Origin of the sequence: Arthrobacter crusticola, assembly GCF_004357995.1 — a bacterium.
Lineage (GTDB): Bacteria > Actinomycetota > Actinomycetes > Actinomycetales > Micrococcaceae > Arthrobacter_D > Arthrobacter_D crusticola.
On record NZ_SMTK01000003.1, the window covers coordinates 451,095 to 469,128 of the forward strand.

Genomic DNA, 18,034 nt, shown 5'->3' on the forward strand with positions numbered 1-18,034 from the left:
TTATACAGTGACTTCCTCCTTCGACTCCGGCATGACCAGCGTGGAAAACGGCACGCTCGACACCGCTGAGAACCCGGACGACGGCCTTTCCTCCTTCAAGCTGCCGCCGGGGTTCGCGCTCATCGCCGACGATCCCGACCTGGGCCCCGCCGTCTCCTCATGCCTGACCGAGGTGGAAAAGCAGCTCCGCGGGGCCATTGCCAGCGCCGATCGGCTCGCCGACGCCACCTCCCGCCACCTGGTGGAGGCCGGCGGCAAGCGCATCCGTCCGCTCCTGACCCTCCTGGCGTCCCACCTGGGCGACCCCGGCCGGCCCGAGGTGGTCCAGGCCGCCGTCGTCGTCGAGCTGACCCACCTGGCCACCCTGTACCACGACGACGTGATGGACTCGGCGCCCTACCGCCGGGGCGCCCCCACGGCACACGAGGTGTGGGGCAACACCGTGGCCATCCTCACCGGGGACCTGATTTTCGCGCGCGCCTCGATCCTGGTGTCCGAACTCGGCGGAGAAGCGCTCGGGATCCAGGCCCGCACCTTTGAGCGGCTGTGCCTCGGGCAGCTCCACGAGACCGTGGGGCCGCGCGAGAACCAGGACCCGCTCGAGCACTACCTCTCGGTCATCGCGGACAAGACCGGATCCCTCGTGGCCGCCTCGGGCCAGCTGGGTGCGCTGTTCGCCAACACTTCCCAGGAAGTCATCGACGTCATGGTGGAGTACGGCGAGAAGGTCGGGGTCGCCTTCCAGCTTGCCGACGACGTCATCGACGTCACCGGGCTGAAGGTCACCTCCGGGAAGTCGCCCGGCACCGACCTGCGCGAGGGCGTGCCGACGCTGCCGGTCATCCTGCTGCGCCGCGCCGCCGCCGCCGGTGACGCCTCCGCCGCGGACGTGCTGGCCCTCGTCGACGGCGACCTCAGCTCCGATGAGGCGCTCGGGGAGGCGGTGGCCGCGGTGCGTGCGCACCCGCAGACCCAGGAGGCGTGGGCCTTCGCCCAGCGCTGGGCCGACGACGCCGTCGCCGCCCTGGAGCCCCTGCCCGAGAGCGTGGTGAAGCAGGCCCTCACGAGCTTCGCGCAGGCTGTGGTCAGCCGGGACGTGTAAGCCCCGGAGCTCAAAGGCCCTCGGTCGGCCGCTCCGTCAGCTCGATCCGGGCCTGCTCCCTGTCGCTTCCGCGGTTGAACTCGACGTCGACGGCGTCGCCGGGGTCGAGGCGGCGCAGTACCGCCAGCAGGTCTTCGGGAGAAGCCACTTCCTCCCCGTCGAGGGACGTGATGATGTCCCCAGGGCGGAGTCCCGCCTCGCCGGCCGGCCCGCCCTCCGCCACCGAGATCACCACGGCGCCCGTGGTGTCCTCGACGCGCAGCTGCCGGGCGATCTGCGGCGTGATGGCAGCGGGGGTCAGGCCCAAGTAGGCGTGGTCGGCGGTGCCGTCCTCGAGCAGTTCCTCGGCAATGGCGGTTGCCGTGGGGGCGGGGATGGCGAACCCCAGTGAGACGGCCCCGGACTGGGGCGGGATGTACGCCTCGCTGATCCCGATGATCTCGCCCTGGCCGTTGACCACGGCGCCACCCGAATTGCCGGGACTGATCGCGGCGTCCGTCTGGATCAGATCCACGAGCGACTGGCTCCTCGAGGCCGAGCCGGGGATCTGCCGGTGCAGACCCGAGATGATCCCGGACGTCACCGTGTTCTCAAAGCCGAGGGGAGAGCCGATCACCACCGCCAGTTCCCCGATCTCCGGCAGCCGGTCCTGGAACTGTGCCGCAGGCAGGTCCTCCCGGTCGGCCTGGACCAGTGCGAGGTCGGAGACCCGGTCGGCAGCGGTCACGGTGCCGGCCACCCGCCGGCCGTCGGCGAAGGCCACCTCCACCTCGGTGTTGCCGCGCACCACGTGTTCATTGGTGATGATCAGTCCGTCCTCGGAGTAGATCACCCCGCTGCCCAGCCCGCCCTCGGTGAAGATGGTCACCACCGAGGGCTGGACGGCCTCGACGATCTCCGGGATGGACAGCGCGGCGTCTTCCGGTTCCGCGGACCCGGGACCCTGACCATCCCCGGTCCCCGCCTCGGCAGACTGCGCCGTCCGGGTGGCCGTCGGGCCGGGATCGGCGTCCCCATTGCCTTCGAACGCGGTGCATCCGGTCAGCACCGCCAGGACGAGCACGAGCGGCGCCAGGGGCCCCAGCCCGCTGCGGTGGACCTTTAAGGGTCGTCTCATTCGGATTCCTCCCCGGCCGGCCGGGAGGGCGCCGGCGCCATACGCACCGGGTGCCGGTCCGGCCGGGCCGGCACCGCCGATCACTAAAACTGCTTACTAACTGGGCGGCCCGGCCGGCCGGCTGTCAAGGATGGGTGGGCGCCCGAAGGGCGCCCGGTGCGATGGGATGCTCAGGACCCCCGCCGGCTCAGGGCCGGGGGCGAACGCTCCCGGGCCGGCGGCGGCGTCCGGCTGCCGTGCTGCCGCAACCGGCGGGGCCGGTGGGCGCCCTGAGCGGGATCGGCGCCGCTCCAGCGGCGGCGGGCCGGGGCGGCGATGCCGCGGACGCGCCCGGGCGGATCGATCCGTTCGACGATTTCCTGGAACTCGGCGTCGAAGAAGTCATCCTCAAGGCAGATTAATTCGAGGAAGCCGGACACCGCGAATTCTTCACGGGACTCGACGGACTGCATCAACATGGGAACCCCTGCAGAATCAGGTTTCAATTACACAATGGCCGCATATGTTTTTGCCGTCCCCGGGACTCGCCCGGGAACACTCTTTAAATAGCACCACCCGGCGCCGGACCGCAAGGGGATGGCGTGCGGTCCGAGCTGCACCGCACCCGGTACGGTGCCGGGGACCCACCGGGCGGCCGGCCGCGGATCTATGGCGACGGAACACCCTGCCACAGCTGGGCCGCGGTCACAGGAAGGCGCGGAGTTCCCGTGCTTTCCGGGCGCGCACCTCGGGGTCGACGATGGGGCGTTTGGGGGTGAAATAGAAACCGTCATCGTGCCACCGCGGCAGGACGTGCTGGTGGTAGTGCCAGACGTGCTGGCTGCCGGCCGGCTCGTTGTGCTGGCGGGTGGAGACGCCGTCGGGCTGCCATGCCCGCTTGATCGCCACGGCGAGGTCGCGGGTGAGGAGCATAATGCGCGAGGCCACGTCGTCGGGAAGCTCGTACAGCAGTTCGAAGTGGGCGCGCGGGGTGATCAGCACGTGGCCCGGATTCGGCTCGAACCCGTGCGAGGCGATGAAAGCGAGGGCGAGGTCGTCGGCGTAGATGACGTCCTCCGGCCGGCACAGGTTGCGCGGGTTATCGAAGTTGCCGCGGGCCAGGTCGCAGAAGGGGCACTGGTAGCCCGCGGGGGCGTGGTTGACGAACTCGGACATCTCAGTCCTCGTCGGTGTCTTCAAACACCCACTCGAACAGGTCCAGGACGTATTCGCTGAACGTTCCCTCTTCGCTCTGCCACTCGCCGCGGGCATTGTTGCGGCGCCAGATGATTGGGTCGGGCACCGACAGCTGGTCGGCCCGCATGCCCCAGGTGTACTGCTCGTCCTCGTCCTCAAGGAACAGCAGGAACCCGTCCTCGATCTCGAGCTCGTCCGGGTCCCAGAAGAAGTGGAACGCCTCCATGATGTCCTCGGTCGCCCCGACCGCGAGGTAGAACTCGCGCAGGGCCAGGGGCAGCTGGAAATCCTTCCCCTCCATCAGCTCATCGATCTCGGCGGGCGAGAGGCCGTCCTCCTCTTCCCACTGGTCGTCAAAGTAGGCAGGAACCAGGGCGCGGAACTTGTCCAGGAACAGCTCGGTCACGAAAAACTCCAGATGGGATTGGGGGAAGGCTCCATCCTATCTCCCAACGCGGGGCCCGGTAACCGGCCCGCTGCCGCCTAGGTCCGCGACGCGAGCGGTGCCCGCCAGCCGTACCGCCAGGACAGCAGGCGCAGCACAAAGACCACGGACGCGGCCGCGGTGCCGGTGAACAGGTTGAACCAGCCGGCCCCGACGAGCAGGGCCACGACGGCAGCGCCAAGCATGGCGGGGAGCGCGTAGATGTCGTGCGGGTCGAACAGCTGCGGCACCTCGTTGGCCACCACGTCCCGCAGCAGGCCGCCGCCCACCCCGGTCGTCACGCCGAGCAGGACGGCGGCAACGGGGTTGAGGCCGAAATAGAGGGCCTTGACGGTCCCGGTGACGCAGAACAGGGCCAGCCCGCCGGCGTCGAAGATCACCAGGACCCGCTTGATCCGTTCCACCCCCGCGACGGTGAAATACACGAGCACTGTCGCCAGCAGGGGAGGGATCAGGTAGGCCGGGTTGCTGAACGCCGCCGGCGGGGTGCCGATGATGACGTCGCGTACGACGCCGCCGCCGAGACCTGCGAGGGAGGCCAGCAGCAGGGAGCCCACCAGGTCGAAGCCATTGCGTGCGGCCAGCAGGGAGCCGGAGACGGCGAAGAAGAAGACGCCCAGCAGGTCAAGGATCAGGGCGATCTGGGACGCGGCGGTCATGAGGTCCTTTTCAGGGGTGGGTCAGGCCGGGGTTTCGATCTCCCGCGAAAGCACCCAGGTCTTCGTTTCGCCCCGCAACTCCACGGTGATCGTGGTCATCAGCGCCTCGATCAGGGCCAGCCCCCGGCCGCTCTCCTGGTCGTCGTCGGGGAGGGAAGCCGACGGCAGTTCGGGCGAGGGCACCGCGCCGATCTCCGAGATGCGGGCCTGCAGCACCGAGGCCATGACGGTCAGGGTCACCCCCAGGCGGAGCTCGCCGCCGGCCACCGCGACGCCGTGCTGCACGATGTTCGAGGCAGACTCGATCACCGCGGTGGTGAAGGCCATCTGGTCGAGTTCGGGAACGAAGGAGGCGACCTCCCAGATCCGGTCGAGCTCGGTGTGCAGTTCGTCGATCGCCTCTGGGGTCGCTGGCGCCTGGTAGGCGCGCTCCGCGAGCACCTCAGTCATTGGAGAAGGCGCCTTCGGCGGTGGCATGCGGGGTCAGGACGCGGTTCATGCTGGTCAGCTCAAGGACCATTTTCACCTGGGGCTGCACGCAGGCGATGCGCAGGTCTCCGCCGGCCTGGCGGGCCATCTTCAGGCAGCCGATCAGGGCGCCAAGCCCCGAGGAGTCGATGAACTCGGTGGCCAGCATGTTGAGGACGATGCGCTTGTTCCCCGCAGAGACCACCTCGCCGACCACCTCGCGCAGCTTCGGCGCAGCAACCATATTGAGCCGTCCGGTGCCGGAAACCTCGGTATAGGAGTCCTTCTGTTCAGTGCTGAACCGCATCTACGCTCCTCTTCTCGGGTGTGAACCCCTTGTACTTTACTGCCTTGATCAGCACGCTGAGGACCAGCAGGTCGAAGGCCACCCAGGCCACGTTGACGAGGGTCCCGATCGGCTCATTCAGTCCGGCCGCAAGCCGGACCACCCCAACGACAAGTGCTGCGGCGAGCAGCGCCATCACGATCAGCTGCGGCCGGATCAGGTCCCAGCGGGGTCCGGATTCCTGACGGGTCTTGGGCGTGACGGCGAAGCCCAGCGGGCGTCCGAACCACACGTTCCGGGCCGCCGTCGTGCAGGCCCGGATCCAGGTCGGGAACAGGGCCAGGCTGTACTGCTGGCCGCGCCAGGTGGGGATTCCCCGGCCGGTGACCGCGAACAGCAGCTGGTTGATCACCATGAACGGCACGAAGCGGAGGAAGAACTCGGAACTGATCCCGGTCACCGGAAGCACCCCGAGGGTGAGGTAGATGACCGGGGCCGCGAAGTAGACGACGGCTGCGAAGCCGCTGAGGTAGGACCACATCGTCGCGAAGTACATCAGGCGCTGCGCCGGTCCCAGGCCCCGGCGGACCAGCGGATTCTCCCGCAGCAGGACCTGGATGGTGCCCTGCGCCCAGCGCAGACGCTGCGTCAGCATTGTCGAAAGGTCCTCGGGGGCCAGCCCGGTGGCGAGGATCTCGTGGTGGTAGACGCTCTGCCAGCCCATCGCGTGCATCCCCATCGAGGTGGCCATGTCCTCGGTGACGGAGATGGTCGCCATCGGCATGATCGGCTGGGCCTCCGCGGAGCGCTCGATCGACAGGGCGTCAAGGACCTCTTGGACCGACTCAAGGGCCGCCAGCGGCGACAGGTCGCGGTGGGACATGCGTTCGATTGCCCCGTCCAGTTCGCCCCCGCCCGGAAGGGCGGATTCGGTACCCTGCTCGAGGGCCGCGATGTCAGCCAGGTCGGCCTCCAGCGACGAGAAGTCGGCGCCGACCAGGGACTGCACGGCCTCGTCGACGGTTCGGCGCACCCGGTAGGTGACCTCGCTGAGGGACACTCCCGCGCGCAATTCGGCGCGCGCCCGTTCCGTTGCCGACTCGACGTCGTCGAGCAGCCCCGCGACCAGGGGATCGGCCGCCTCGGGCGATCTGCGGGCCCGGCGCAGGGCGGTCCGGGAGGCCTTCAGTGCCCTGGTGACGCCCCGTTCGACCTCTTTCACGTAGCCGGCCAGGCCGAGCTGCATGAGGGCCTCACGCCGCAGGACGGCATTGGATCCGCAGAAGAAGGCCGCGTTCCAACCGTCCTTGCCCTGCTGGATCGGTCCGTAGAACAGCGGGGCCTGGCTGCCCAGCGGGTCGTCGTCGGGCACATTGGCGAAGTACTGCGGGGTCTGCACCAGGGCCACCCGCCGGTTGTTGAAGTAGCCCAGGGTCTTCTCGAGGATCGCCGCATCGGGGACCTGGTCGGCGTCAAGGATCAGCAGGAATTCGCCCTGGGTCTCCATGAGCGCGTTGTTGAGGTTGCCTGCCTTGGCGTGCCGGGGCCGGTCCGCCCAGTCGGGACCGCGCGTGAGGTAGCCGAGGCCATGCTGCCGTGCCAGCTCCCGCACCTCCCCGCGCCCCCCGTCGTCGAGGATCCAGGTGCTGTGCGGGTGCCGGATGGCCTTCGCCGCGAGTGCCGTCTCCAGGACCATCGCCGGGGGCTCGTTGTAGGTGGTGATGAAGACGTCGACAGTGGCACCGGCGGGGGCGGGCGGGGCCGTGCGCTGCTTCTTCTTCCACACGGTCAGCCCGAACAGCCCGACGTCGATCAGGCTGTAGGTCTCCGCGGCCACCAGGGGAACCGCGATCCACCAGGCGTCCCAGTTGAGGGATTCAAGCCAGCGCCATGCGAGATAGTTGATGCCCAGCAGGACGGTCAGGACCACCAGGAGGCGGGCCGGAAAATTCCTCATCCGGCACGCTCTGCCGCACGCAGGTTCCCGGCTTCACCGGTGGCGCCGGCTGCCTTCCGGCGGAGGATGACGACGGTGACGTCGTCGTCGACCTCGGGCACGTCGGCGAGCCCGAGCAGCGTCTCGCAGGCCTGCGCGGCGCTTCCACTCGAATGGACCACCCGGGCCATCGCTGCGGTGAAGTCATCGATCGTCGGGTAGGCGTCGAGCAGGCCGTCGCTGATGACGGCGAGGGTGTCCCCGGGGGCCAGGACAAGCCGGCCCGGTGTCCAGGTCTGCCCGGGCCAGGCTCCAACGGGCGGCCCGCCGGGGGAGAGGCGGGTGCAGTCGCCGCCCGCAGTGATGTGAAGTGCGAGGCCGTGGCCGGCGTCGACATAGTCGACGACGCCGGAGGAGGTGTTGAACCGGGCGTGGAAGAGGGTCACGAAGGACCCCGCCTTGTCGAGGTCCGGCTCGGTGGCCCGGGCGGCGGCGTTGAACGCCGCGTCGATGTTCGACTGGTTGGAGACCGAACGCATGACGGCGCGGACGGTGGCGGCGATCAGGGCCGCTCCCATGCCCTTGCCCATGGCGTCGGCGACGGTGAGGTGGAGCCCGTCGGCGGTCCGGTACCAGTCGTAGAAGTCCCCGCCGACGCTGCGGGAGGGACGGAACTGGCCGGCCAGGTCGTAGTCGTCGAGGGAGAGCGCGTCACGGGGCAGCAGGCTCTGCTGGACTTCGGCCGCGCGGCGCCTTTCGGTGGCGTTGGCCTCCTCGACGGCGCTCTGCCGGTTGTGGCGGCGGAAGATTGAGTTGAGGCGCGCAACGAGCTCGCGCGGGCTGAACGGCTTGGAGATGTAGTCGTCGGCTCCGGTTTCAAGGCCTGTGAGCCGTTCGATCTCGTCGGTGCGGGCGGTGATCATGAGGATGTAGGCATCGGAGAAGGTGCGCACTTCCCTGCAGATTTCGATGCCGTCGCCGTCGGGCAGGTTGAGGTCAAGGGTGATCAGGTCGACTCCAAGGCGCGCGGCCATGAGTCCCTCCCTGGCGGTTCCCGCCTCGGTCACGTCGAAGCCCTGCATGGTGAGGATCTGCACCAGGAGGCTCCGGATATCGGCGTCGTCTTCTACAACCAGGGCACGGCGTCGATCCGGAGCGTCAGTCATGTCCCTCATTAAACGCTACGGCCGGAGCTGTCCATGTAGCGGCGTAGTTCGTCGTGTCGCGTACGAATGAGGGGCACGAGGGCGGTCGGCGCCGGTGCCCCTCATTCATTCCAGCAGCCGCAGCTGGTTAGGCGGCGGGCTCGGGTGCCGGCTCGGGAGCGGGTGCGGGCTCGGGTGCCGGGGCCGGTGCGGGCTCGGGTGCCGGGGCCGGTGCGGGCTCGGGTGCCGGGGCGGGTGCGGGCTCAGGTGCGGGCGGCACGACCACGACCGGGGGCTTCGGCTTGTCGACGTTCTTCTGGTAGCCCTTGGAGTGCAGGTGGGCCGCCTCGGAGTTCGATGTTCCGGGCGCCTTGGCCTTGGCGGCGGCGGCGACGGGGTTGGCCTTGGCGGCAACCGGGGCCTTGGCGGCCGCGACGGATGCCTTGGCGACGACGACGGGAGCCTTCGCCGCGGCAACCGGAGCCTTGGCCTTGGCGGCGGCGGCGACGGGGTTGGCCTTGGCGACGGTGGAGTTGGAGGCGCCGGCCGGCTTGGCCTTGGCGGCGGCGGCGACGGGGTTGGCCTTGGCCGTGGGGGACGGGGCCGCATATGCAGCACCCGCTCCGAGGGTCAGTGCGAGCATGCCGGTGAGACCGGCAGCGGCGATCTTCTGTACAACGTTCACGAATACCTCACTTCGGGTGAGCCGGCCCAGCGCCGGCTCTTCCATCGACGGTATTCGCCGCTTCCCCGGTCAGTCCGCGGATTGCGGTAAAGCTGTGGACTTCCTCGGCGAATCCTTAAGAACCTGCGCATTTCCTGCGCTTGCCTACCGCAGGGCCCGCACATTCAGGGCGAGGTAGAGGTGCACCCGATCGGCGGTGACCGCTGGATCGAAGCCGGTCAGGTCCGCGATCTGCTGAAGGCGGTAACGCACGGTATTGCGGTGCAGCTGAAGGGCGTCAGCCACGGCGGCCACCGACCCGTTGAGCGCCAGATACCTTTCGAGGGTGGTGATCAGCCCGCCGCCGTGCTTTGCGTCGAAGTCCGCCAGCGGGGACAGGGCCTCAGCGGCGAGATCGGCAAGGGGAACGTCCTCGCTGGAGAGCAGCAGCGAGGTGAGGCTGAGCCGGTTGGGTGGGTTGACCGGCCCGCCCCTCGTCAGGGATTCCCGGGCCTCGAAGTAGCTCCACCGCAACCCGTTGGGCTGTGCGTAGGCGCCGCCGATGCCCACCCGCGCCGTGAAACCCGCGGCGTGGAGGTAGGCGCCCAGCCGGGTTCCCAGCCCGGCGCCGTCCGGTTCGGGGGCGAGGACGAGCAGCCGGTCGTCGAGCAGGGCCGTGAGGACGCCGGCGCAGTCCTCGGGCAGCGGCAGGGTCCGCAGGGCCTTCCGCTGCCCCGACGCCACCTCCACGGCCACCACCACGTGCCGTCCGGTGCAGTCCAGGCCGGTGCTGCCCAGGCGGGCGACGGCGTCGGGCCCGGCGAGCGCGCCGCGCACGATGTCCTGCAGGAGCTGTCCGGCGGTGACCCGTTCGCCCGCCCGGCGGCGGGCCTGGTTGCTCAGTTCCACGCTGATCAGGCTTTGGGCATAGTCGACGATCGCAGCCGGGGCGTACGGTTCGGCGATGACCAGGGTGCACCGGTCCTTCAGCCCGGTCGCCACCGGAACCCGGTGCCAGCTCCGGTCTGTTCCGGCGGGCACCATGCCGGCTGGCGCCCGCCCGCCCGCGATGCGCGTGCCGTACTGGAAGAGGGCCACGTCCGTGCCGAGCATGCCCGCTAGTTCCTCGAGCAGCCGGGACATCCCGCCGCCCCCCAGCAGGGCCGCAGCGAGCACCTGGTGGCCCCGGAGGAGGTCCTCGAGCCGCGAGTAATGCTCCGCGGAGAGGGAGTCGGCAACGATCTTGCCGATGGCGATGAAGGGCGTCTCGTAGGGGACCTCGAAGACCGGCAGTTCCACCCGGCGCGCCTCCTCGAGTAGGGCCGGCGGGATGCGCTGATGGGACAGGCCCACCCCGAAGCCGACGGCGAGGCCGCCGGCCTCAGAGACCCGGCGCACGAAACGGCGCTGCGCGGCGGGAGTCGTCTGCCGCACCCCCGTCGTCAGGACCACTTCGCCGCCGCTGAGGAACGGCAGCGGATCCTCGAGTTCGGTCACCGCGACCCAGCCGATCGGCGTGTCCGACGCGGGGGCGCCGCCGGCGGGCTCAAGGCGGAGGCTGGAGACAGCCAGCAGATCTGCAAGGGAGATTGCCATGAAACTATCCTAGGATTGAGTTGTGCGCCTGCATGAGAGAATCCTGAGGATCCTGTGCAAGAGTACCTAGTGAACCGTGAGCACCGCCGGATAGGGTCAGCATTAAATTGGCGCCCGATCCGCAACGCCGGCAATTTTCGGCCGCACCGGCGGCGGCCCAACCCCGCAATGAAAGGGATGAACGCTGTGGTCCAGACCCTGCAGAACTACATCAACGGCGAATTCGTCGACGCCGCCGGCACCGAGCTGCTCGACATCGTCAACCCGACCAACGGTGAACTTGTGGCGAAGGCGCCGGTCTCCGTCGCCTCCGACATCGACGCCGCCATGGCTGCCGCCAAGCAGGCCTTCGCCTCGTGGAAGCACGTCCCGCCGAGCCAGCGGCAGCTGATGCTGCTGCGCCTTGCCGACGCTCTGGAGGCGAACAGCGACGAACTCGTCGAGGCCCAGCACCGCAACACCGGCCAGGTGCGCGAAATGATCGCCGCCGAGGAGGTCTCCGCCGGAGCAGACCAGCTGCGCTTCTTCGCCGGAGCGGCCCGCCTGCTCGAAGGCAAGTCCGCCGGCGAATACCTGGAGGGCCACACCTCCTACGTCCGCCGCGAGCCCATCGGCGTCGTCGCCCAGGTCGCCCCCTGGAACTACCCCCTGCTCATGGCCGTCTGGAAGATCGGGCCGGCCCTGGCCGCAGGCAACACCGTCGTCCTCAAGCCCAGCGACACCACCCCCGAGTCCACCCTCGTCCTCGCCCGGCTGACCCAGGACATCCTGCCGGCCGGCGTGCTGAACGTCGTCCTCGGCAACGGGGAAACCGGCGCCGCCATGGTCGAGCACAAGACCCCGGGCCTCGTTTCGATCACTGGTTCCGTCCGGGCAGGCATCGCAGTGGCCACCGGTGCGGCCAAGGGCCTCAAGCGGGCACACCTCGAGCTGGGCGGCAAGGCCCCGGCCATCGTCTTCGCCGACGCCGACCTGAAGAAGTCGGCCGCGGCCATCGCCGAATTCGCCTTCTTCAACGCCGGGCAGGACTGCACCGCGATCACGCGGGTCCTGGTCCAGGAAGCGGCCCACGACGAACTCGTCGCCGCCATGGTCGAGCACACCAAGACGCTCAAGACCGGCAGCCAGGACGACAGCGAGAACTACTTCGGACCGCTGAACAACATCAACCACTTCAACGCCGTCAACGCCGTCATGGACGCCCTGCCGGCGCACTGCTCCATCGCCACCGGTGGCAAGCGCGCCGGCGACAAGGGCTACTTCTTCGAGCCGACCATCATCACCGGCGCGAAGCAGGAGGACGACATCGTCCAGAAGGAAACCTTCGGCCCGATCATCACCGTGCAGAAGTTCCTCACCGAGGCCGAAGCCATCGAGATGGCCAACGACGTCGAGTACGCCCTGGCCTCGAGCGTGTGGACCACCGACCACGGAACCGCAATGCGTACTTCCCGCGACCTCGACTTTGGGGCCGTGTGGATCAACACCCACATCATGCTTACCGCGGAGATGCCCCACGGCGGCTTCAAGAGCTCCGGCTACGGCAAGGACCTTTCGATGTACGGCGTCGAAGACTACACCCGCATCAAGCACGTCATGACCGTGCTGGATGCCTAGGAGGGACACCATGACAACACTTCCAGCAGTTCAGCCGACCTTCCGCCTGGAGCAGAAGCGGCACCTGACGGGCCCCTTTCCCGGCCCGCAGTCCGCGGCCCTCGACGCCCGCCGCGGCGCCGTCGTCGCCAAGGGGGTGGCCTCCGGTGTGCCGGTCTACGCCGCGGACGCCGACGGCGGAATCGTCCGCGACGTCGACGGCAACTCGTTCATCGACCTTGGTTCGGGCATCGCCGTCACCAGCGTCGGCGCCTCCGACCCGGCCGTCGTGCAGGCCGTCCAGGAGCAGGTGGGCCACTTTACCCACACCTGCTTCATGGTCACTCCGTACGAGGGGTACATCGCCGTCGCCGAGCAGCTCGCCGAGCTGACCCCCGGCGACTTCGAGAAGCGCACCGTGCTTTTCAACTCCGGGGCCGAGGCCGTGGAAAACGCCGTTAAGGTGGCGCGCCTTGCCACCGGCCGCAACGCCGTCGTCGCGTTCGACCACGCCTACCACGGGCGCACCAACCTCACGATGGCCCTCACCGCGAAGTCGATGCCGTACAAGACGAACTTCGGTCCGTTCGCTCCCGAGGTGTACCGGATGCCGATGAGCTACCCGTACCGCGAGGAAAACCCCTCGATTACCGGCGCGGAGGCGGCCCAGCGCGCCATCACCATGATCGAAAAGCAGATCGGCGGCGACTCGGTCGCGGCGATCATCATCGAACCGATCCAGGGCGAGGGCGGATTCATCGTTCCCGCCGAGGGGTTCCTGCCGGCACTCGCCGCCTGGGCCAAGGACAACGGCGTCGTCTTCATCGCCGACGAGGTCCAGTCCGGGTTCTGCCGCACCGGCGAGTGGTTCGCCGTGAACCACGAGGGCGTCGTGCCCGACATCATCACCATGGCCAAGGGCATCGCCGGCGGCATGCCGCTGTCGGCGATCACCGGCCGGGCCGACCTGCTCGATGCCGTCCACCCCGGCGGCCTCGGCGGCACCTACGGCGGTAACCCCGTCGCCTGTGCCGCGGCCCTCGCCGCGATCGGCACCATGAAGGAACAGAACCTCGCCGGGCGCGCCCGCGCCATCGAGGGCATCGTCGTGCCCCGCTTCACAGCCCTCCAGGAGGAGCTCGGCGACGCCGGCATCATCGGCGAGGTCCGCGGCCGCGGTGCGATGCTCGCCATCGAGTTCGTGAAGCCGGGGACCACCACGCCCAACCCGGAGGCCACCAAGGCCATTGCGGCGGCGTGCCTCAAGGAAGGCGTCATCATCCTGACCTGCGGCACCTACGGCAATGTGATCCGGCTGCTGCCTCCGCTGGTCATCGGCGATGAGCTGCTGCTCGACGGGCTGGACGTCCTTGAGGGGGCCATCCGCGCCGCCGCGTAGAACCCATACCGGGTAGAACCCATGCCGGGTAGAACCCATGCCGGGTAGAACCCATGCTGGGTAGCACCTTCGAGGCGCACCCCGCGCGGAACTGCAGATCACCACGTTCTTCCTTCGGGATGGCGTGGTGATCTGCGTTTTCGGCTCAATTGCCCCCCGCCGAAAGTGCACTTAACCACGCTTTGAGCCCGGGATAGCGTGGTGAGCTGCAGTTTCGGCGTCGGGCGGGTGCACTCCCGCCGAGTGTGCACGTCACCACACCATGGGCCGGGATAGCGTGGTGAGCTGCAGTTTCGGCGCGCCGACGGCGGGGGATCAGCTCGTGAGCTGCAGTTTCAGGCCCGTGATGAGCGCCTCGAGGCCCGTGCTGAACGCAACATCGGCAGCATTGCCCCCGCCCTGCGCGGAATCCCCTGCGAACCCGCCCGCGACTCCGGGCTCCGCGGAGCCGTCCGTGCCACCGGCGGCATCGGAGGCGGCTGCGGCATCGGAACCGACTCGGCCTTCGTCTGCGGTGCGGGCTGCGCTGTGCACGGCCGAGGTGAACACCGGGAACTCCGGCCCCAGAGCGCCCGAGTCGAAGATGTTGCTGGGCGCCGAGACATCCAGTGCCGAGCCGTAGATGAAGGACTCGAGCGCCACGATGGCCGGAACCACGCGTTCCTCGGGCCAGCCGGCGGCAAGGAAGCCCCGGGTGACCTCCTCGTACATCCGCAGTGTCTCCGCGGCGTCGGTGACGGGCATGACGGCGATGACGGGCACCAGGGGTGCATGCCGGGCGAACACCTCCCGGTAGGACCAGGCCCAGCGGCGGACCGCCTCGTCCCACGGCTCGGTGGCAAAGGCGCTGAAATCCACCATGGTCATTACATGGTCCTGCACCCAGCGCAGCACTTCCTGCTTGGAACTCGCATGGTTGTACACGGCCGAGGGGGCGACCCGCAGGCGGCGCGCCAGGGCCGACATGGTCAGCCCCTCATAGCCCTCGGCGGCGATCTGGGCGACGGCGGCGGAGGTGATGCGTTCCCGGGAGAGCACCCCCCGCGGAGGCCGCCCGGCACGCCGCGGTGTTCCCTGCGCAGCTGCGGTCATTCGAGCGGCTCCCATCCCTTGTTCGAATTTATCCTACGGCTCTTCCCAAAGGCGGGCCGGTTCGCTAAAGTCCTCACAGTAAATGAATACCATTCATTTTGTGGCGGACGTCACCGCCGCCGTAAGGAGACCATGAAAACGATTGAACGCGACGTCGTCGTGATCGGCGCAGGGCCATCGGGCCTGACCGCCGCGCGTGAACTGCGCAGGGCCGGCCACACGGTGGCGGTCCTCGAAGCGAGGGACCGGGTCGGAGGCCGCACCCACACCGACGTCATCGACGGCGCCGTCCTCGAGGTCGGCGGGCAGTGGGTCTCACCCGACCAGACCGCCCTGAAGGCCCTGCTCGAGGAGCTCGGCCTCGAGACCTACTCCCGCTACCGAGACGGGGAGTCGGTCTACATCGGCGCCGACGGCACCGCCCGGCGCTATACGGGGGAGTGGTTCCCGGTAGGGGAGCACACCCGGGCCGAAATGGAGCGCCTGACGGAACTGCTCGATCGGCTGGTGGAGGAGGCCGGGCCCGAGGCGCCCTGGGAGCACCCGCTCGCCCGCGAGCTCGACTCCGAGTCCTTCGCCTCCTGGCTGCGCCGGCATTCCAACGACGAGGAGGCCTGCAACAACATCGGGCTCTTCATCGCCGGCGGAATGCTCACCAAGCCCGCCCACTCCTTCTCGGCGCTGCAGGCGGTGCTCATGGCCGCCACCGCCGGATCCTTCTCCAACCTCGTTGACGAGAACTTCATCCTCGACAAGCGCGTGGTCGGCGGCATGCAGGAGGTCTCAAAGCGCATGGCGGCCGAACTCGGCGACGACGTGTTCCTCAATGCCCCGGTCCGCACCCTGCGCTGGAGCGGCGGGACGGACGACGACGGCGCCAGTGTCACCGCCGTCTCCGAGGCGCTCACCGTGCACGCCCGGCGCTGCATTGTGGCCGTGCCGCCGAACCTCTACTCCCGGATCTCCTACGACCCGCCGCTGCCCCGGCTGCAGCACCAGATGCACCAGCACCAGTCGCTGGGCCTGGTCATCAAGGTCCACGCCGTCTACGCCAGGCCGTTCTGGCGCGCCGCAGGGCTCTCCGGCACCGGGTTCGGCGCAGGCTCCATCGTGCAGGAGGTGTACGACAACACCAACCACGGCGACGCCCGGGGAACCCTTGTCGGGTTCGTCTCCGACGAGAAGGCCGACGCGATGTTTGAACTGCCGCCGGAGCAGCGGCGGCAGCGGATCCTCGAATCCATCGCCGCTTTCCTCGGCCCCGAAGCCCTGACCCCCGAGGTCTACTACGAATCCGACTGGGCCTCCGAGGAATGGACGCGCGGCGCCTACGCCTCGAGCTACGACCTCGGCGGGCTGAGCCGGTACGGCCGCCACCAGCACACCCCCGTCGGGCCGATCCACTGGTCCTGCTCGGACATCGCCGCCGAGGGTTACCAGCACGTCGACGGAGCGGTCCGCATGGGCCGGCGCACCGCACAGACCATCAGCAGCATCCTTGCTCCACCACCCGGCACCGCTTCCGGTCCGGGTTCCCTCTTCACGAAGGTGACCCAATGAGCACAGAGGTACGCACGGCCGGCAAGGGGACAGGCCTCAGCAGGAAGGGCCTCAGCGCAGGCGCCGTCGGCCTGCTGGGCGCCGTCGTCATCGGCGTCTCAAGCATCGCCCCGGCCTACACCCTGACCGCGGCCCTAGGCCCCACCGTTGCCGAGGTGGGGGTGAACCTTCCGGCCATCTTCCTCGTCGGCTTCGTCCCCATGCTCCTGGTGGCCCTCGGCTACCGCGAGCTGAACAAGGCAATGCCCGACTCGGGAACCTCCTTCACCTGGGCCACCCGGGCCTTCGGCCCGTGGATCGGCTGGATGGCAGGGTGGGGTGCGATCGCCGCGACGATCATCGTCCTGTCGAACCTGGCCGCCGTCGCCGTCGACTTCTTCTACCTGATGCTTGCCCAGCTCACCGGCAATGACGCGCTGGCCGACCTGACCCTGAACCTGCCGGTCAACATCCTCACCACCCTGATCTTCATCGCGGCGGCCTGCTGGATCTCCTACCGGGGCATGGAAACGATCAAGACCGTCCAGTACGTGCTCGTCACCTTCCAGGTCATCGTCCTGGCCTGGTTCGCCATCGCCGCGTTCGCGCACGTGGCCAACGGCTCGGCCTTCGATGCCACCCCGATCAGCGCCGAATGGTTCAACCCCTTCGCCGTCGGATCCTTCTCCGCCTTCGCCGCCGGCGTCTCACTGTCGATCTTCATCTACTGGGGCTGGGACGTCTGCCTCACCATGAACGAGGAAGCGACCAACCCCAAGAAGACCCCGGGTCGCGCAGCAGGCGTCACCATCGTCGTCATCATGGCCATCTACCTGATCGTCGCGCTGGCCACGCTGTCCTTCGCCGGCGTCGGCGACGGCGAACTCGGCGCGGGCAACCCCGACAACCAGGGCAGCATCTTCGCCGCACTTGCCGGGCCGGTCATGGGTCCCTTCGCCATCCTGATGTCGATGGCCGTCCTGAGCAGCTCGGCGTCCTCGCTGCAGTCGACCTTCGTTTCGCCCGCCCGCACGCTGCTCGCCATGGGCCACTACGATGCCCTGCCGGCCAAGTACGGCACGGTCAGCCCCCGCTACAAGTCCCCGCGCTATGCGACGGTCGCCGCCGCCGTCGCCGCCGCCGGGTTCTACGTGGTGACCCGGGTGCTGTCCGAGAACGCCCTGTGGGATACCATCACGGCCCTTGGCATGATGATCTGCTTCTACTACGGCGTCACCGCCCTGGCCTGCGTCTGGTACTTCCGTGCCGAGGCCTTCCGCGGAGCGGGCAACTTCCTCAGCAAGTTCCTCGCACCGCTGCTGGGCGGGGTCATCCTCCTGGTGATGTTCGTCAAGACGGCAATGGACTCCATGGACCCGGCCTACGGTTCGGGCTCGGAGGTCGGCGGCATCGGCATGGTGTTCATCCTCGGGATCGGCGTGCTCCTGCTAGGCGCCGTGCTCATGGGTATCCAGTACCGGCGCAACCCCGGCTTCTTCAAGGGCGCGGGCCTGCGCAAGGGCACCTCCCAGGACGCGTTCGACGACGTCCTGACCGACTGAGCACCGACTGAGTACCGACCGGGCCGCCGGTGGATTCCTCTCCTGGAGGTTCCGCCGGCGGCCTCCGTCGTTAAAGGCGCCGGTCTCCACCGTCACCGCCAAACCGGTACGCCTCCTGCCGGCTCGACGAAATCCGTCAGGAGGCTTACTATCGACGTACGGAACGCCCCGGACGGCTTGGACCTACGGCACGCCGCCACTGACCGGTCGACGGCGTGGCCGCCGATCCCGACCGGTGGGCCCCCGCCGCAG

General features: G+C 68.8%; 17 protein-coding genes. 5 read left to right on the plus strand and 12 right to left on the minus strand.

Features of this window, described 5'->3' with window-relative positions; all coding sequences use genetic code 11:
• Positions 1–7 precede the first annotated feature (7 nt).
• Complete coding sequence (locus E2F48_RS09870; protein WP_246018766.1) at positions 8–1,102, plus strand: polyprenyl synthetase family protein; 1,095 nt, start codon at positions 8–10, stop codon at positions 1,100–1,102.
• Between the two features lie 10 nt (positions 1,103–1,112).
• On the opposite strand, the gene E2F48_RS09875 is transcribed toward E2F48_RS09870, so the two are convergent.
• The 11 genes from E2F48_RS09875 to E2F48_RS09925 form a co-directional block, all read right to left on the minus strand.
• Positions 1,113–2,219, minus strand: coding sequence for a S1C family serine protease (locus E2F48_RS09875; RefSeq protein ID WP_133403810.1), 1,107 nt, complete (start codon positions 2,217–2,219; stop codon positions 1,113–1,115).
• Between the two features lie 170 nt (positions 2,220–2,389).
• On the minus strand, positions 2,390–2,677 hold the full coding sequence (locus E2F48_RS09880; protein WP_133403811.1) for a hypothetical protein: 288 nt from the start codon (positions 2,675–2,677) through the stop codon (positions 2,390–2,392).
• A 226-nt stretch (positions 2,678–2,903) separates the two neighbouring features.
• Complete coding sequence (locus E2F48_RS09885) at positions 2,904–3,374, minus strand: HIT family protein (protein WP_133403812.1); 471 nt, start codon at positions 3,372–3,374, stop codon at positions 2,904–2,906.
• Position 3,375: 1 nt separating this feature from the next.
• Positions 3,376–3,801 (minus strand): hypothetical protein, encoded by a 426-nt coding sequence (locus E2F48_RS09890; protein ID WP_120167907.1) that lies wholly within the window; start codon positions 3,799–3,801, stop codon positions 3,376–3,378.
• A gap of 77 nt (positions 3,802–3,878) precedes the next feature.
• The gene (locus tag E2F48_RS09895; RefSeq protein WP_133403813.1) at positions 3,879–4,499 is read right to left on the minus strand and encodes a trimeric intracellular cation channel family protein; all 621 of its coding nucleotides are present in this window, start codon (positions 4,497–4,499) and stop codon (positions 3,879–3,881) included.
• Between the two features lie 21 nt (positions 4,500–4,520).
• Positions 4,521–4,949 (minus strand): ATP-binding protein, encoded by a 429-nt coding sequence (locus E2F48_RS09900; protein ID WP_133403814.1) that lies wholly within the window; start codon positions 4,947–4,949, stop codon positions 4,521–4,523.
• Positions 4,942–5,274, minus strand: coding sequence for an STAS domain-containing protein (locus E2F48_RS09905; protein WP_133403815.1), 333 nt, complete (start codon positions 5,272–5,274; stop codon positions 4,942–4,944). Before E2F48_RS09905 ends, E2F48_RS09900 begins: the two co-directional genes overlap by 8 nt.
• Positions 5,258–7,210: a glycosyltransferase family 2 protein gene (locus E2F48_RS09910; RefSeq protein ID WP_133403816.1), complete on the minus strand. Its 1,953-nt coding sequence runs from the start codon at positions 7,208–7,210 to the stop codon at positions 5,258–5,260. The genes E2F48_RS09905 and E2F48_RS09910 overlap by 17 nt, the downstream gene beginning before the upstream one ends.
• Positions 7,207–8,355, minus strand: a complete 1,149-nt coding sequence (locus E2F48_RS09915) for a PP2C family protein-serine/threonine phosphatase (RefSeq protein ID WP_133403817.1) — start codon at positions 8,353–8,355, stop codon at positions 7,207–7,209. The genes E2F48_RS09910 and E2F48_RS09915 overlap by 4 nt, the downstream gene beginning before the upstream one ends.
• Before the next feature lie 127 nt (positions 8,356–8,482).
• Positions 8,483–9,019: a hypothetical protein gene (locus tag E2F48_RS17420; RefSeq protein ID WP_185149806.1), complete on the minus strand. Its 537-nt coding sequence runs from the start codon at positions 9,017–9,019 to the stop codon at positions 8,483–8,485.
• A 144-nt stretch (positions 9,020–9,163) separates the two neighbouring features.
• Positions 9,164–10,594: a PucR family transcriptional regulator gene (locus tag E2F48_RS09925; protein WP_133403818.1), complete on the minus strand. Its 1,431-nt coding sequence runs from the start codon at positions 10,592–10,594 to the stop codon at positions 9,164–9,166.
• A gap of 177 nt (positions 10,595–10,771) precedes the next feature.
• On the opposite strand from E2F48_RS09925, the gene E2F48_RS09930 reads away from it, so the two are divergent.
• Together E2F48_RS09930 and gabT are read left to right on the plus strand one after the other, a co-directional pair.
• Positions 10,772–12,211 carry an aminobutyraldehyde dehydrogenase gene (locus E2F48_RS09930; protein WP_165968739.1) on the plus strand — a complete coding sequence of 480 codons (1,440 nt, stop codon included), beginning with the start codon at positions 10,772–10,774 and terminating at the stop codon, positions 12,209–12,211.
• Between the two features lie 10 nt (positions 12,212–12,221).
• A complete protein-coding gene (gabT, locus tag E2F48_RS09935; protein WP_133403819.1) occupies positions 12,222–13,589 on the plus strand; it encodes a 4-aminobutyrate--2-oxoglutarate transaminase in 1,368 nt (455 codons plus the stop codon).
• A gap of 315 nt (positions 13,590–13,904) precedes the next feature.
• On the opposite strand, the gene E2F48_RS09940 is transcribed toward gabT, so the two are convergent.
• Positions 13,905–14,681 carry a TetR/AcrR family transcriptional regulator gene (locus E2F48_RS09940; protein WP_133403820.1) on the minus strand — a complete coding sequence of 259 codons (777 nt, stop codon included), beginning with the start codon at positions 14,679–14,681 and terminating at the stop codon, positions 13,905–13,907.
• Between the two features lie 132 nt (positions 14,682–14,813).
• Between E2F48_RS09940 and E2F48_RS09945 the strand changes: the two genes are divergently transcribed.
• On the plus strand, positions 14,814–16,241 hold the full coding sequence (locus E2F48_RS09945; RefSeq protein WP_133403821.1) for a flavin monoamine oxidase family protein: 1,428 nt from the start codon (positions 14,814–14,816) through the stop codon (positions 16,239–16,241).
• The gene (locus tag E2F48_RS09950; protein ID WP_133403822.1) at positions 16,238–17,782 is read left to right on the plus strand and encodes an APC family permease; all 1,545 of its coding nucleotides are present in this window, start codon (positions 16,238–16,240) and stop codon (positions 17,780–17,782) included. Before E2F48_RS09945 ends, E2F48_RS09950 begins: the two co-directional genes overlap by 4 nt.
• Positions 17,783–18,034: the final 252 nt, after the last annotated feature.

What these genes read in the sequence shown, in the direction of transcription:
- E2F48_RS09930 (WP_165968739.1), top strand. Translation starts at nt 10,772, where the DNA reads ATGAACGCTGTGGTCCAGACCCTGCAGAACTACATCAACGGCGAATTC.
- E2F48_RS09925 (WP_133403818.1), bottom strand. Translation starts at nt 10,594, where the DNA reads ATGGCAATCTCCCTTGCAGATCTGCTGGCTGTCTCCAGCCTCCGCCTT.
- E2F48_RS09905 (WP_133403815.1), bottom strand. Translation starts at nt 5,274, where the DNA reads ATGCGGTTCAGCACTGAACAGAAGGACTCCTATACCGAGGTTTCCGGC.
- E2F48_RS09910 (WP_133403816.1), bottom strand. Translation starts at nt 7,210, where the DNA reads ATGAGGAATTTTCCGGCCCGCCTCCTGGTGGTCCTGACCGTCCTGCTG.
- E2F48_RS09880 (WP_133403811.1), bottom strand. Translation starts at nt 2,677, where the DNA reads ATGTTGATGCAGTCCGTCGAGTCCCGTGAAGAATTCGCGGTGTCCGGC.
- E2F48_RS09950 (WP_133403822.1), top strand. Translation starts at nt 16,238, where the DNA reads ATGAGCACAGAGGTACGCACGGCCGGCAAGGGGACAGGCCTCAGCAGG.
- gabT (WP_133403819.1), top strand. Translation starts at nt 12,222, where the DNA reads ATGACAACACTTCCAGCAGTTCAGCCGACCTTCCGCCTGGAGCAGAAG.
- E2F48_RS09940 (WP_133403820.1), bottom strand. Translation starts at nt 14,681, where the DNA reads ATGACCGCAGCTGCGCAGGGAACACCGCGGCGTGCCGGGCGGCCTCCG.
- E2F48_RS09895 (WP_133403813.1), bottom strand. Translation starts at nt 4,499, where the DNA reads ATGACCGCCGCGTCCCAGATCGCCCTGATCCTTGACCTGCTGGGCGTC.
- E2F48_RS09945 (WP_133403821.1), top strand. Translation starts at nt 14,814, where the DNA reads ATGAAAACGATTGAACGCGACGTCGTCGTGATCGGCGCAGGGCCATCG.
- E2F48_RS09915 (WP_133403817.1), bottom strand. Translation starts at nt 8,355, where the DNA reads ATGACTGACGCTCCGGATCGACGCCGTGCCCTGGTTGTAGAAGACGAC.
- E2F48_RS09885 (WP_133403812.1), bottom strand. Translation starts at nt 3,374, where the DNA reads ATGTCCGAGTTCGTCAACCACGCCCCCGCGGGCTACCAGTGCCCCTTC.
- E2F48_RS09875 (WP_133403810.1), bottom strand. Translation starts at nt 2,219, where the DNA reads ATGAGACGACCCTTAAAGGTCCACCGCAGCGGGCTGGGGCCCCTGGCG.
- E2F48_RS09900 (WP_133403814.1), bottom strand. Translation starts at nt 4,949, where the DNA reads ATGACTGAGGTGCTCGCGGAGCGCGCCTACCAGGCGCCAGCGACCCCA.